Raw genomic sequence first — 15828 nt, forward strand, 5'->3', positions numbered from 1 at the left:
TATAAATTGGTTAGTATGTTAGTTAATATCCCGGATTCTGCTTGTATAGGTATTTGCTCAGTCTGATTTGTGCTTCCGGAATAGGCAAATATTCACTCTTATTCGCTGTAAAATGAGCTGCAGCATAATAAGAACGACGCGATTTCTCTGTTTCATAATAAGCATTCATGGTCTGTTCTGCGATTCCCCAACGTACCAGATCGAAGAAGCGTCCATTTTCCATGGCTAATTCCAGACGACGTTCCGCACGTAAAGCCTTCCGTGCATTTTCCTCATTCCATATAATGTTATCTCCATTTTTATAGGTTTCTACCAACATTTTATCCGTTGCATAGCCCGTCATGGTGGCACTATTTTTTGCACGGATACGCAACTGGTTGATCAACGGCAAGGCTTCGGCAGAACGGTGCAATTCAATCAGTGCCTCAGCACGCATCAATAGGACATCGGCAACACGCAGTACAATACGGTTTTTTGTATTTGCAAAGAATGGTGCCATTGGAACAAAACAATCGCAATCTGGATCGACATTTTCCTTCAACGATGCATACACCGAATAGTCCGCAGGATTGCGGTTCCAGCTCTCCTCGTAAATGCGTTTGGTATTATATTTATAAGGTAATCCCGGAATTGCCACAGTATGGAATAGTCTGGGGTCGTATTTTTCCGATGCATTGAAGCTATTCAATGTATTGTAATTATCCAGCGGTACCCCTTTTCCCGTTGTACGGAATACGTTCACCAAATTCTGGCTAGGTTTATTGAAATCACAACAGCCCAGACCCATAGGAACAGAGAGCAGATCCGAGAAATTCACACGGCCGAATTTCGTACCATCATCTTTTGAAAATTGGATTGAAAACAATGCTTCTGTACCATTTTCATATTTCCCCGGCAAAAAGTTGAAGGCAAAATCTGCTTCAAGAGCATGGTTTGATGCAAGTACGATGTCTGCATTCTGCAATACTTTTTCCAGATCTCCTTGATTGATTCCGGTTACCGCATGGCGTTCCTCGCTATCCTGACGGTAGGCTTTGTACAGGTATGTTTTAGCAAGATAAGCTGCTGCCGCGATTCGATTTGCACGACCGACTTCCGTCTGTACAGCTGGCAAATGATCTACTGCATATTGAAAATCATCGACAATCTTTTGCCAGAGAGCATCATTACTCAATGCTCTATTTGACACAGTCTCATAGCTATCTACCGGCACATTTTCATCAATGTAGGGTACATATTTAAACAGCGTTTTGAGCATAAAATAGAAGTGCCCCCGTAGGAATTTCGCTTCGGCCAACTTCCCTTCCTTGCCATCAAAATTGTTCATTTCCTGAATCGTTTTGATGGTGGTATTGGCCCGTGAAATAGCGACATAAAGCTGAAACCACAGTTTATCCACCTCAGCAAAATTGGTCGTGACATTATTGGAGACCTCAAGAAAATGGAAGGTCTGTATATCCTGCGGTCCCGATCCGCCTTTATATGCATCATCAGATCGTACTGTACCATAAGGCCATAAGCTAAAAGGTACATCATAATGATCATTGCCTAAAGCTGCATAAGTGGCTGTCAGTAATCTTTCGGGTTCCTTTACCTGGTCGGAGCTCAGTACGCCATTAGGTGTCTGATCCAAGAACTTGGTGCATCCGGACAGCAGCCCCGCAAACACCATCATTATCGCGATTTTATTGGTTATTTTTTTCATTGGAATTCTGTTTTTTATATCCCATATTTCCATGGATTTATTGTTTTGGTCCCTCGTTTCCTCCATTCCCGTCTCATCCGCTAAGGCTTTTGGTTCTTTCTTCTAAAAGCCAATATTTACCCCCGCTGTCCATGTCGTTGGGATCGGATAGCCCCAACCTACATTCTCGGGATCTACGCCTGTGAAATTCTTCGATTTAACTGTAAACAGGTTCTGGCCGGTAACATACACACGTAGGCGGTTCATCCGCAAACGAGAAGCTGTTGCCGTTGGTAAGGTATAGCCAAGCGACAGGTTTCGAAGTTTCATATAGGATCCGTTTTCGATAAAGTAATTGGACAGACGCCCCTCATCATTATTGTTTGTTGTCTGCAAAGCCGGAATTGTGGAGGTCGGATTCTGTGGAGTCCAGGCATTAAGTAACCGTACACCTTTATTGGAGTTCACATCATCGACACTCCAGAAATCAGTCTGTTTTTTCAACCAGTTTTCAACGTCTATGCCCTGCACCCCTTGAAAATAGGCGGACAGATCAAATCCTTTATACTTCAATGCAATATTCAAGCTATATGAAAAATCGGGATGCGGGTTGCCGATCCAGGTGCGGTCCATATCTGTGATCTGCTGATCAGCACCATAGACATTAAGATAACGCAAACGGCCAATTCCTTTACCGGTCTGGTTGACATGATCATCCACCTCCTTTTGATTCTGAAAGATCCCATCCGTTAAGTAGCCATAGAATGAGCCCAATGGTCTACCGATAATATTATCGCCCTGACGACCACCATAGGAGTTTTCCACGGCTTCGGGCAAATGGGTCACCTTATTTTTATACGATGAAAGGACTGCCGTCACATCATAATCCAGACCAAAGGAAGTCTTATTGCGGTAGCCTGCCGTAATATCCAGACCTTTATTTTCCATCGAAGCACCATTAGCCCAGCGATAGCCGCCTTCACCGACGACACCGATGTAAGCAGGATTGATCAGCATATCTTTTGTCGCTTTAATGTACCAGTCGACTGATCCGTAGAGACTCTGGCCGAATAGCGTGAAGTCCAAGCCGATATTGGTCTGTGTCGTTGTTTCCCATTTTAGATCATTATTTTCAGTCTGGATTTTTCGGTACCCAGAAGGGAGAGTCCCTGTTCCGTTACCTGAAAGATCATAAGCGGTACCATCGACAATATTCCAGGTGGGATCCCCCACCCCATATTCAGGTACAAAGAGCCCATAGGTCGCCAAGTTGCCAATTCCCTGATTACCGGTCTGTCCCCAGCCGGCGCGCAGTTTAAGATCGGAGACATAATCTTTGGTTCCGGCCATAAATCGTTCAGATGAGATTCGCCATCCTGCTGTTACGGCCGGAAAAGTCGCAAAGCGATTGTTTTTTCCAAAACGGGAAGAACCATCATGTCTCACGGTGAATGAGGCCAGGTAGCGGTCATCAAAGGAGTAGTTTGCCTTTCCAAAGTATGAAAGGAGCGAAAAACCTGTGGAACCACCGCCAACGGCAGCTGTGCCTGTACTTACACCGGGCCACATATATTCTGGTGTTTCAATGGCGAAAGCTCCATCTCCCGCGGTATATGCATTAAAATTAATATCGTTCTGTCGGTTCATTTCTACACCAGCCAGTAGATCTATCGTGTGTCTGTCAATCTCTTTTCTGTATGTTGCAGTATTCGACCAAGTCCACTTCAATCCCTGAGACTGTTCCATATTAACAGCACTTCTGTTGCTGCTCATAAAACCTGAGCGATAGGAAACTTCCAGGTTACGTTTGTAAAAATTACTATAGTCTATGCCATAGCTTGTGCGTATATGCAAATCTTTGATAAGCTGCAAATCGGCGTAAGCATTTCCGAATAGGCGCCAGTAATTGTATTTATTATTCCTGTTATCATGCAACAGGCGCATCGGGTTATGACGATCATTCATCCCAAGGGCAGGACCGCCCCAACCTATTCCATCTACGGTATGTACAGGTATAACCGGCAATGCCTTCAAGGATAGATCGAGCACATCCCCGGGCACCTGCACCTCTCCCGTGTTGTTCACTGTAAAATTCTCGCCGACAACCAACTTACCATCAAACAGTTTATAATCGGCATTCATCCGGGCTGATATACGCTGGAAATCCGTATACCGAAGTGTTCCACTATTATGCAGATAACCTACGGAAAAATAAGAGCTTGACTTTTCCGTAGCCGAACTCAACGTCGCATTGTACGATTGGAGTAGGCCTGGTTTGGAAACTTCATTGAACCAATCGGTATCTGCGGCATACATCGTACGTTCACGATCGATATATTTGGATACAAATACATTGTTGAGCTGCGGCAAGCCATTGGCATCGTTGTTCCACTCAAACTGATAACCGATATTATTGCTGTTCGGATTACCGCCGCTATTGATCGTTGCCCGCCACAGCGCCTGACCATACTGCTGAGCATTGAGCACCTTCATACGATTATTAAAATGTGTACTGGTCACATAAGCGTCTACAGTAAGCTTTGGCGCTCCGAGTTTTCCTCTTTTTGTTGTGATCACGATAACACCATTTGCAGCGCGTGAGCCGTAGATACTTGCCGAGGAGGCGTCTTTTAATACCTGAATGCTCTCGATATCGTTGGAATTGAGCTCATGCATCCCACCTTGTGTCGGTATACCATCGATAACATAGAGTGGATCTTGGCTGCTGTTGATCGAGCTGATACCACGCATCCGTACAGTAGCTGCGCCACTTGGGCTACCATCAGAAGTTACTGTCATACCCGCTACGCGCCCCTGAAGCGCCTTCATGGGATTATTTTCAGGGGCTTTCATCATTTCGGTCACATTGACGACGCTCACAGCGCCGGTCAGATCCTTCTTGCGCTCTCGCTGATAGCCGGTGACAACCACCTCATCGAGTCCTTTTTCGGTACTGACCAACCGGATATCCAAAAATTTCTTGTTCCCCAATAGTATTGTCTGGGATTCGTAGCCAACATAGGTTATTTCCAATGTACCGTTGTTGCCCGATAGCTGGAGCACAAATTCCCCTTTTTCATTTGTCTTTGTTGCCTGACCGGTTCCCTTGACCACTAACGACGCTCCGACGATGGGAGCGGCTGTTCCGCTGTCCGCAATCCGCCCCCGGATTTCTGTCTGTTGTGCAAAAGCAACAACTGAAAAGAGAGCCAAAGACGGAAGCAACATAGCTTGCTGTCTTGTAAACATAATTGGTTATTATAAGTAGATTATTAATTTGATTATTTTTCTTACGGTTGCTTATTTCGCATTTTCCCTTTTTTGCATCATAAGCTCTTTACTGTTTCATTTTCCGTTCGCTATCACGGAAGATGGGATTCAGCCAGTGAAAGCGGTTGATATCCGCCGTATTATAAGCAGGACATGCACCACTACTCTGCGTCACAAATCCACTTAAAGTGGCTGCAAATTCGAGCACTTCCTCCAAGGCTACTCCTTCTGCCATCTGGAACCGCTTGGTCAAAAAAGCGGCTAAAAACGAATCTCCGCTTCCGATGGTATCTTCCACCTGTACTTTCAATGCAGGAAAATGATAACTGATATTTGCTTTTTTATGATGGTATACCGCTCCTGCAGCGCCGTAGGTAACGATAGCTTCCTGAATAGAGAAACAATCTAACAGTAGATCTACCCGCTGTTGATCTGTGTACGTTGAGGGTGCCCCACTCCATTCAGCGATAATATGCAGTTCCTCTGCATTCATCTTAACGAGATCCGCGTAGCGTAATAGTTCATGTACCCGATGAGGTGCGAAAAAAGGAGCACGCAAATTGACATCCATGACCCTGAAGGAAGCCTCCTTTAACAGGGTCAACAAGCTTTGAAAACTCACATCATCGCGACAGGCCAAACTGCCATACACCAAAAAGTCAGCTTTGGAAACAGCTTCCAGTACAGCCGGTTCCGCAGTAATTCTGTCCCAGGCAACAGGGTATACAATATCGTATTGTACATTACGGTCTGCATCGATTGTCACTTCAACGGTAGAGGTCGGCAAGCTGTCATCGTACTGAAAGAAGGCCGTCGGAATCCCCAGCTGTTCGCATACAGTAAGCAGTTCATATCCATTTTCATCCCTTCCGATACGGGTAAGCATTTGTGCGACAACCCCCAGCTTATTAAGATGATAAGCAACATTTAGCGGAGCACCGCCCAATTTTTTTCCGGTCGGCAGATTATCCCAAAGAACCTCTCCGAAACAAACTCCTTGTATTGATTTATTCAGGTTTTTCATTGTCATCATTATTTGTACACATAAGCGATTGGATCAATAATAGCGTGATACTTAATGCAGATTGATCGTCTGCCCCATATCTTCCAGCGACCGTCCTTTTGTTTCAGGCATAAATTTCAGCACATAAACAAGCTGCAATACCATAAATAGCGCAAAAATCAGGAAAGTACCGCCGCCACCGAGCATCTCTGTCAACGCCGGAAAACAAAATGTAATAATCGCAGCCATTACCCAGTGAATCAAGCTGCCAAATGTCTGGCCTTTGGCACGCACATCATTCGGAAAAATTTCAGAAATAAACACCCAGATCACAGCTCCCTGAGAGAAGGCAAAGAAGGCAATAAAACTCATCAGATAGATTGTAATAGCAAATCCTGTTGTTTGCCCTGTATAGAAAGCCTGCGATACCAGTGCGAGTGATACGATCAATCCGATAGAACCCACCAGCATCAGTTTTTTGCGACCTACCTTATCTATAAAATTGATAGCCACCAAAGTGAAAATAAAGTTGATCACTCCGATCCCTACCGTGGAAAGCAAGGAACTTTGGGAACCGAGGCCTGCCATTTCAAAGACACGCGGTGCATAATAGATAATCGCATTGATACCCGAGAGCTGATTGAACAGCGCAAAACAGAAGGCCAATAAAATTGGTCTGGCGTTTTCCCGTATAAATAATTTGCCTTCACCTGCCATTGCATCTTTCGATGCCTGAATTTTCTCGATTTCAAGCTCATAGCCCTCAGAATTGATTCGCTGCATGATTTTTGTTGCTTCAGGTAGGTTGTTCTTATGTAATAGCAGCCATCTGGGACTTTCGGGAATAAAGAAAATCAACACAAAAAACAGCAACGACGGAAAACACTGCACACCCAACATCCAGCGCCAGGATTCTTCCCCTACCTGTCCGATAAAATAGTTTGATAAATAAGCAATCAAAATACCCAGTACCACATTGAATTGGAAGAGCCCCACCAGCTTACCCCGGGAAGCGGCGGGTGAAATTTCGGAAATATAAATAGGTGCCGTTACCGAAGAAACACCGACACCAATACCGCCCAAAAACCGGAATAAAATAAAAATTGTCCAGTCATTGGCCAGCGCACTTCCGATCGCTGAAATAAAATATAAGGCTGCTACAACAAATAATGTATTTTTCCGGCCGAGCTTGTCCGAAGGCAACGCGCCCAATGCCGCACCGACTACCGTACCTATTAACGCGATGGCCATCGTAAGCCCATGTTGAAACTCACTCAAATGCCAATGCTCCTGTACTGCCTTTTCAGCTCCTGAAATAACAGCTGTATCAAAGCCAAATAAAAATCCGCCTAATGCCACTACAAAAGACCAGGCTAATACTTTGTTTTTGTTCATCTTATCATCTATAATTGATTAACCCAAATTTAACCCTGGCTTCACGGTTACTTAAATTTGAAGACAGCAAAAACATTTATTTATGTAACATTTTCAGAAACAACACAAAACACTACATACCAACAACTTATACTAATTCATATTTTTTAGACTTTCAGTTTTTAGACATATCTTATAGAAAATGATACATATTTCAACCATCTCTTTTTAGTGTAAGGAATACACTAACCTTGGGCTTATTATCTAAAAAAACTGAAATGATGTATATTCGGATAGTAAAGGGGAAATAAACATGGGAAAATATACCTTCTATGGCATATTGGTCCTGTTGCTTTTTTTGGGGTGCCAATCGGCAAGTCAGAAAAAGAAGCGGGTCATTGCTTTTTCACAGTGCATCGGGAATGATGCATGGAGGCAAACTATGCTTGAGGAAATGAAACGGGAACTCTCCTTTAATCCCGATATTGAATTCTTATACCGCGACGCCCAAGGCAATAATGCTGTTCAGATTGATCAGATACGCGAGCTGACCAAAGCCGGTATCGATCTGTTGATTGTATCACCCAATGAGGCCGAACCGCTAACACCTATCGTTGACTCTGTATTCCAGCGCAAAATACCGGTGATCGTAACAGATCGCAAAACCTCTTCGGGTCAATACAATGCTTATGTGGGTGCCGACAACCTTGCTATTGGAAAACTAGCCGGTCAATATAGCCAAGCTGTCCTCCAGGGTAAAGGTAGGGTCGGATTGGTAACCGGCTTATCGGGGACCTCCGCCTCGATTGAGCGTGAAAAGGGATTTATGCAAAGTATTTCAGCAGTAAGTGGCATGCAGGTCTGTGCTGTTATCCACGGTGGGTGGGAAAAGAATATAGCCTATACTGAAATGCGCGAGCATATCGCCCAAATGGCACAAAGTGATATTATTTTTACCTTCAATGACCAAATGGCCATGGGCGTAAAAAAAGCATTGGATGAGACGCCGCTTCAAAAAGATATTAAAATCATTGGTGTAGATGCACTGCCAGGACCGGGTAATGGTCTTGAGCAGATTATACAAGGTCATATGTATGCTTCTATGCTCTACCCTACTGGCGGAACTGAAGCGATCAGAACGGCACTGGCGATTATCAACAATCAACAATATCGACGTGAAAACATTCTCGCTACTGCCGTGATCGACAGAACAAATGCCGAACTATTGGCGCTACAGTCACAAAAGATACAACAGCAACAAGTAGACATCGACAAAAGACAGGAATTTATCACTGAGCAGAACCGGATTTATCAAAATCAAAAAAATGTTCTCAATGTTCTTGTTGTCAGTTTGGTGCTTGCGGTTGTGTTTGGCGGTATTTCTATTATCGTTATCAAAAGCAATTGGGAAAAAAACAAACATCTTGAACTCCAGAATGGCGAGATCTTATCTCAGCAGAAACAGATCGTTGAAATGAATAGCCAGATTCAGCAGGCCGCAGAAATCAAAAACAATTTTTTCACCAATATCTCCCACGAATTTAAAACACCCCTCACCCTTATCTTGGCGCCCATTGAGGATCTCGAAATGCGAAAAGATCTATCAGAAGATATCAAAGAGCAATTATCACGGGTCAAAAGAAGTGCAAAAAAATTACAGCGACTGGTCAGCGACCTAATCGACATTCATCGGATCAGCAAAGCAAAAATAAAGCTTCAGGTATCAGCTGTACCTATAGACCCTTTTATCCAGCAGGTCATCAACAGTTTTAAACCACTGCTCAAAAAAAGCAGAATATCGATCAGCTACATCAATAAGAGTATGCTCAAAGAGGTCTGGATTGACGAATATCTGATGGAGCAGGTTTTATCCAATCTCCTTTCCAATGCGATAAAACATACCGCTACCAGTGGTAGAATTGAAATTTCACTCGAAGAAAATAGCTTCAAAGATTATTTCTACTTACGTGTGCTGGATAATGGTCTAGGGATAGCGCCCATTGATATCGAGCATATTTTTGATCCCTTCTATCAAGGAACAGGCAGCCGGAACGGATCCGGAATCGGTCTGGCCTACGTCAAACAGATCGTCGAACTGCATCATGGCCAGATCACAGCCAGCAGCAAATTAGGCCATGGTTCGATCTTCACCCTTCGGATGCCTATCGGAAATACCCATTATGAACAGGAGGAGATCATAACAGCTGTATCTGGTGTAAAACCGGTGTTCAAGCAACAAGATTTTCTGGATACTGAAGTGAAATCTTCTGATAAGAATCTATCTTTTCATTCCAATAAATCGAAGAGCATTATGATTGTTGAAGATGACGATGAAATCAGGGATTACCTGAGATCTATCTTGAAAAACGACTATAATCTTTTTTTAGCACGAGATTCGCATCAGGCCGGCACTCTGATGAAAGCACATTTCCCAGATTTGGTGCTCACCGATATCATGTTACCCGACGGCAGCGGACTAGATATCCTCAAAGACATCAAAACATTCTACCAGACAGCCCATATTCCTGTCATTCTGTTGAGCGCATTAGCCAATGAAGAGACGATCCTTGAAGGAAGTCTCCTGAAAGCAGATGATTATATAACCAAGCCCTTCAATGCCGCACTCCTTCGGGCAAAGATTGCCAATATGCTACAATCACGGCATCAGCTTAAAGAAAAATATAGTAGTAATGTCGAGCAATTTGATTCACCCCAGTCAGATACCATCAATGAAAGCGACAGACGGTTTCTCAATAGCTTTTCGGCTATTGTCGAATCGAAACTGTCCGATCAGCGGCTGAGTGTCGACGATATTGCTGGCGAGCTCAACCTCTCACGTGTGCAACTTTATCGCAAAGTCAAACAATTGCTCGACTGTAGCATCAGCGAATATATTGTCGAAAGGAGACTCAAAAAAGCAAAAAGCCTGATGGCTGACGGACTCAATATCAATGAGATCTACAGCAACGTCGGTTTCTCCTCAGCCTCCTATTTTGCCTCGGCATTTAAAAAGAAATATGGACAGTCACCAAGTACCTTTAAGAAAGAATTGGATCGAAAATAATGGCAACAAATGCCGTAAACTAAAGAAAAAGAAAAATAGAATTAAATTTATAAATTTGGCAGTATTAACAGGTATTGACGATATTACTCCTGAATAACAACGCTACCAATAAAAAACATGCAAGGGGACCAGATCAAAGAAGAGCATCTATTTCAACTGATAAAGGCCGGAGACCATACGGCTTTTGCCCTCTTATTCCATCAATACAAAGAAGTACTTTTCCGACATGCCTATCAAATTCTTCGCGATCTAGATGAAACGGAAGATGTTGTTCAAGAACTATTTGCTGAGATCTGGGAGAAACGAGCTCAACTACCCGAGCTGGCATATGTTTCCTCCTACCTCTATCGTGCTACCCGCAACAAGGTATTGAATAAACTAAACCGAGGTAAAGTCATCGATAAATACCTTGACCATGTCATTCAGAACAATCCTCCTTTCCATGAGCAGACTGAATCCTGGATACTCGAAAAGGAGCTCCGCGCTATCATCGAACAGGAAATCGCTCATCTCCCCGAACGCATGCGCCATATCTTTCAGTTAAGTCGTCAAGAGGGATTAAGCCACAAAGAAATTGCAGCATTACTGAATATTTCTGAGGGTACTTCAAAGCTACAAGTCTCCAATGCACTCAAGATTTTAAAAAGCAAGCTCCTAAAGGCGATCGTTGTTTTAATAGCCGGATAAAAAAAAATAAAATTGATCTATATCCTCGGAGACTTTAGATTGTCATATAGCTAAAGCATTAATACGATCCAATGGAGGCTAAGCGAAAAGAAGAGCTGCTAGACAAATATCAGCATGGTAAAATTAAACAAGCGGAACTTGAAGAACTGTTCGATTGGTATAATCAGACGGCATCGGAGCAAGTACCTGTCGATGCGCAGGAAGTCCAGTTCCGATTGAACCGCATTGCACAACAGCTACCTATCCTTAACAAATCTAACAAAGTTTCCGCTCCTATCCGAAAACTTTGGATCAAATGGACCGCAGCGGCCGTTTTACTCGGTGCTATAGGCTTAAGCTTATGGCAGTTAAAGACTGTCGAGCGACAGGGAACAGAAAAGGTACTCACAAATATTCTTCCAGTGAAGAATGCGCAGCCCATTTGGACAAATAAACAGGGCCAGCGCATCGATCTCGCTCAATTAGTGGTAAAAGATACCTTAAAAACAAATGGGCTCCTTATCTATAAAGACAAAGCTGGATTCCTCATCTACCAATCCGTTGCCGCAGCGACTGCTAGCAATGATATCCAGACCATTCAAACCCCAGCAGGAAGTAATATCAAACTTATTCTAGCCGATGGAACAAAAGTATGGCTCAATTCAGCTTCCACACTTCGCTTCTTTGGCAATATGGACCAAAATGAACGCCATGTCGAACTACAGGGAGAAGCCTATTTCGAAGTCACAAAACAGGTCAATGAACAAGGGCAAAGAAAACATTTCCTTGTTCGTTCGGAACATCAGACAGTCGAGGTCTTAGGTACAAAATTCAATATCAAAAACTATCAAGAAGATCCTTTCAGTACAACGAGCTTATATGAGGGATCTATCCGTTTGGAAACAAACCAGCCCGACCGCTCAACCAGCAAATCCGTTCTTCTCAAACCTGGTCAGCAGAGTATTCTAAACAAACATTCACTACAACTGGATTTCAGAAGCCTACTGGACATCGATCAACAGTCCTGGCGGGAAGGCTACTTTAATTTCGACGGTGAATCTATCCAATCCGTATGCCAGCAGCTTTCACGCTGGTACCCGGTAGATTTCGAAATTGATCCCCATATACCCGCTGGAGAATATCATGGATCTATTTCCAAATCCTATAGTTTAAATGAAGTACTCGATATATTAACCAAAAACAAACTAGATGTCGAATTTAAAAACAGAAACGACCAGATTATTGTCCGATTAAAACAAAAGTAAAGAAACCCTACCTAATCAATCTTATGAATCAAAAAACTACCCAATTAGCTTGGAAGAGCGTGCGCAGCCCTATGGCAAAAAAACTTGGTATTGCTTTTCTCAGTCTGTACCTACTGCAGTCTAACCCAGCCTATTCCTTTGGTCAGACCATTGAAGTTCATGCCAAAGAGCAAAAGCTCGCGAAAGTATTTGAACAGTTAAAACGCGAAAATGGCTACCATTTCTTTTGGGAGGGTAAAGATTTCTCCCAGACGTTGATCACTGTCGATGCCAAGGGTGATATTCACGAAGTACTGGACAAGCTTTTTAGCAAGCTACCTCTAAAGTACCGAATCCAGCAAAAGACTATTATTGTCGAGGCCGATCCGAACAAAAAGATCCAAGAAAGCATTTATCGTGGCCGTGTACTTAACGAAACTGGGAATCCCATCCAAGGCGCCACCATCATTTATGACGATGGGTCTGGGCAGAAGACTGTAGTGACAAATGCGAAAGGACAATTTGCATTTACTGCCCCTCAGGGTCCAGTCCATGTCATTATCAGTTCCGTGGGTTATCAGCCACAGGAATATAGTGTCGATAATCCCGAAAAATCCATCTTTGTCCAGCTGGAACTTAGCAATAACCGTATTGAAGAAGTGGTTATTAGTACAGGTTATCAGCGGATCAATAAAATCAATGCTTCGGGATCCACCGCCAGCTTAGATTCCAATTACTTCAAAAAACGAAACAACGGCAGTTTAGAAGCCGCATTGGAGGGCGCCGTACCGGGTTTAAGTTTTTATAAAGACGAAAAAGGGAACAGTGATATGCGCATCCGGGGAGGTAGTTCACTACGCGCCGGCACACAACCGCTGATCATCGTAGATGGCTTCGCCTCCAGCATCATACCCAATATCAATGAGATTGAGGGAGTAACGGTACTAAAAGATGCCGCTGCTGCGGCAATCTGGGGATCACAGGCTTCGAATGGGGTCATCGTGATTACAACAAAAAAAGGAAACAGAGGCAAGACAAGCATCACCTATTCGGGCAATTTACGTGTGCAGATGCGCCCAGACTATAAGGCTTTGCAACGCGCTAATTCCGCAGAAATTATCGACTACGAAAAAGAACAATATGACAAAGAATTTGTCATCGATATCTATGATGGTAACTCCTCAGGCTACACCCAATCCATTGGTATATTTACGGCTTACGATCGTAAGGAAATCAGCCTGGAAGAACGCGATCGCCGACTAGCAGCTTTAGCAGGGCTCAATAATCAGGAGCAAATCAACAAACTTTTGCTCCGCAAGGCCATTAACCAAAGTCATTATATTGGTATTTCTGGCGGTTCAGACAACTTCCGTCATATGACTACTATCAATGGACAGTTTGATCTTTCGGGATTGCAGGGAACAAGTACCAAAACCTTCAATTTTAACAATCGTCTGCAATATGATCTCGCCAAATTTGTTAGTCTAACGACCAATGTGGGATTTCTTTATGGTTGGGATCAACAGGGTATGGATGATCTAGCAGGCGAAATCCGCGCTTTGCAGCCCTATCAAATGCTGATGGATGAACAGGGAAATTATATCCGGAGCTATGCAGACTATAACAAGGTCGAAAATGACCGATTAATGTCTCTGGGTTATCGGGATAATGGACTCAATCTATATGAAGAAAATCAGCTGGCAAATAACAAAAGTCGCAGTTTAGCTATACGCAGTCTCTTTGGGCTCAACTGGAAAATCATGGATGGCCTCCGACTTACCAACAATTTTGTCTATGAAAGGGCAACGACCAATGGACGAAATCAATACGATAAGGATAGCTACGCGACACGCAGTTTTATGAACCGATATACGGTACTTGACAAAAACAATAGCATAAAAGCCTATATCCCTTATGGTGACTACCTTGATACAAGAAGCGATCAGTCGACCTTTCTATCGACGCGCAATTTTCTCAATTACGAAAAGAAATTTAATGAGAAACATTATATCAACGTTCTTGCCGGTTTCGATTTGAATAGAAAGATTAGCGAAGGAGACCGCAACCGACTCTATGGATACAACGATCAATTGCTGAACTCACAAAATATAGACCTTATAGCCTTAAATGTTGGGATTAAAGATTGGGAAGGAAAAACATATGTTTATGATCATAGTAGTTACGTCAGAAATAATTATGTCGAAAATCGGGAATATTCCTTCTATAGTACGCTAGCATATACTTACGATAACCGCTACACAGTCACGGGAAGCTGGCGTAATGATCACTCCAATCTTTTCGGATCAGATCCAAAATTCAAGCGGACACCCCTTTGGAGTATCGGTGGAAAATGGCTGATTGACAATGAACACTTTTTCGATATCGACTGGATTTCCCAATTAAACCTACGGGCAACCATGGGCTTGACTGGAAATTTCGACCGCAGTAACCAATCTTCTACCTATCTAGTGGCAAGGAGGTTTTTTAATGCAACAGCCAACGATTATGTTGCTCGGGTCGATAGTCCACCAAATGCCAAATTACGCTGGGAACGTACCAAAACCTATAATATCGGTTTAGATTTAGGGATTTTAAAGGATAGAATCACCCTCAATGCAGATTATTACCACAAGTTTAGCTATGATCTATTGGGGAGCCAGGATCTAGACCCAACGGTAGGGATGACCAATTCCTATATCAATGGTGCGGACATGATCAACAAGGGGATTGAGTTTGGCTTGAATGCTACCATCTTAAAAAACAGTGCCTTTCAATGGAGCAGTACCTTAAATCTTGCCCTCAACAAAAGCAAGGTGACCAAAAATAAGATTACAGATAGCGATCCGACAAATAATCGTCCTAACAATACAGTTCCCTTCCTGGAAGGTTACCCGAGAGAATCCCTTTGGAGCTATCGTTGGGCAGGCCTAGACGAGCAAGGTCGACCACAGACTTTTGATGCCGAAGGAAATAAAACCAGAGTTCCTGTACTGGAATCACTCATCTACCATGGTAGCTCACGACCACTCTACACAGGTGGCTGGTCCAATGAATTCCGATACAAGGGATTCCAGTTATCGATCTATACTGTATTTAATTGGGGACATTATGCGCGGAAGGAAATGCCTGAGATGAACAGTCTCACTTGGTCCAGTTCTTATAATAATCAGATCGCCAAACGCTGGCGTTTTCCGGGAGACGAACTGATCACTGACATACCAACTTTCCCAGGCTGGGAAGATTTAAGCAATGAATACTTCTTTTTAACAACCAGATCCAGTAACTCTGTTATTGATGCGGCCTACCTGCGTGTGCGGGAAATGTCTTTAAGCTACACCTTCAAACGGCCACAGTTGCAAGGAAAACTTCCTTTTTCCGAAATCCGTCTGGTTTCTCAGTTCAACAATCTCTGGGTATGGAAAGCCAATAAATCCGGTATTGATCCGGAGGCTTTAGTAGCTGCACGGCTCGATTTGCCACAACCAAGAGTCTTCACTTTTGGTATTAATGTAACCCTTTAATT

Annotated in this window: 8 protein-coding genes; 4 read left to right on the forward strand and 4 right to left on the reverse strand. The window is 43.3% G+C overall.

From position 1 onward, the window contains the following. Window positions 1-22: 22 nt before the first annotated feature. The 4 genes from M2408_RS24975 to M2408_RS24990 all read right to left on the reverse strand — a co-directional run bounded on the left by M2408_RS24975 (window position 23) and on the right by M2408_RS24990 (window position 7352). Window positions 23-1705 (reverse strand): RagB/SusD family nutrient uptake outer membrane protein, encoded by a 1683-nt coding sequence (locus M2408_RS24975; RefSeq protein WP_259187284.1) that lies wholly within the window; start codon window positions 1703-1705, stop codon window positions 23-25. Window positions 1706-1807: 102 nt separating this feature from the next. Further along, window positions 1808-4933, reverse strand: a complete 3126-nt coding sequence (locus M2408_RS24980; protein ID WP_259187285.1) for a TonB-dependent receptor — start codon at window positions 4931-4933, stop codon at window positions 1808-1810. Window positions 4934-5021: 88 nt separating this feature from the next. After that, window positions 5022-5978: a carbohydrate kinase gene (locus tag M2408_RS24985; RefSeq protein WP_259187286.1), complete on the reverse strand. Its 957-nt coding sequence runs from the start codon at window positions 5976-5978 to the stop codon at window positions 5022-5024. Between the two features lie 51 nt (window positions 5979-6029). Further along, window positions 6030-7352, reverse strand: coding sequence for a sugar porter family MFS transporter (locus tag M2408_RS24990; RefSeq protein ID WP_259187287.1), 1323 nt, complete (start codon window positions 7350-7352; stop codon window positions 6030-6032). Window positions 7353-7644: 292 nt separating this feature from the next. Between M2408_RS24990 and M2408_RS24995 the strand changes: the two genes are divergently transcribed. From M2408_RS24995 to M2408_RS25010, 4 genes are all read left to right on the forward strand, one after another. Next, window positions 7645-10395, forward strand: a complete 2751-nt coding sequence (locus M2408_RS24995; RefSeq protein WP_259187288.1) for a substrate-binding domain-containing protein — start codon at window positions 7645-7647, stop codon at window positions 10393-10395. A gap of 117 nt (window positions 10396-10512) precedes the next feature. Then, window positions 10513-11082: an RNA polymerase sigma factor gene (locus tag M2408_RS25000; protein WP_259187289.1), complete on the forward strand. Its 570-nt coding sequence runs from the start codon at window positions 10513-10515 to the stop codon at window positions 11080-11082. A gap of 71 nt (window positions 11083-11153) precedes the next feature. After that, the gene (locus M2408_RS25005; RefSeq protein ID WP_259187290.1) at window positions 11154-12326 is read left to right on the forward strand and encodes a FecR family protein; all 1173 of its coding nucleotides are present in this window, start codon (window positions 11154-11156) and stop codon (window positions 12324-12326) included. Between the two features lie 71 nt (window positions 12327-12397). Next, a complete protein-coding gene (locus tag M2408_RS25010; RefSeq protein ID WP_259187291.1) occupies window positions 12398-15826 on the forward strand; it encodes a SusC/RagA family TonB-linked outer membrane protein in 3429 nt (1142 codons plus the stop codon). The last annotated feature ends 2 nt before the right edge of the window (window positions 15827-15828 follow it).

This window comes from Sphingobacterium sp. BIGb0165, from assembly GCF_024810095.1.
Classification (GTDB): Bacteria; Bacteroidota; Bacteroidia; order Sphingobacteriales; family Sphingobacteriaceae; genus Sphingobacterium; species Sphingobacterium detergens.

Bases quoted from the DNA above. Each gene is read 5' to 3' on its own strand.
- M2408_RS25010 (WP_259187291.1), top strand. From the start codon at position 12,398: ATGGCAAAAAAACTTGGTATTGCTTTTCTCAGTCTGTACCTACTGCAG.
- M2408_RS25005 (WP_259187290.1), top strand. From the start codon at position 11,154: ATGGAGGCTAAGCGAAAAGAAGAGCTGCTAGACAAATATCAGCATGGT.
- M2408_RS25000 (WP_259187289.1), top strand. From the start codon at position 10,513: ATGCAAGGGGACCAGATCAAAGAAGAGCATCTATTTCAACTGATAAAG.
- M2408_RS24975 (WP_259187284.1), bottom strand. From the start codon at position 1,705: ATGAAAAAAATAACCAATAAAATCGCGATAATGATGGTGTTTGCGGGG.
- M2408_RS24980 (WP_259187285.1), bottom strand. From the start codon at position 4,933: ATGTTTACAAGACAGCAAGCTATGTTGCTTCCGTCTTTGGCTCTCTTT.
- M2408_RS24985 (WP_259187286.1), bottom strand. From the start codon at position 5,978: ATGAAAAACCTGAATAAATCAATACAAGGAGTTTGTTTCGGAGAGGTT.
- M2408_RS24990 (WP_259187287.1), bottom strand. From the start codon at position 7,352: ATGAACAAAAACAAAGTATTAGCCTGGTCTTTTGTAGTGGCATTAGGC.
- M2408_RS24995 (WP_259187288.1), top strand. From the start codon at position 7,645: ATGGGAAAATATACCTTCTATGGCATATTGGTCCTGTTGCTTTTTTTG.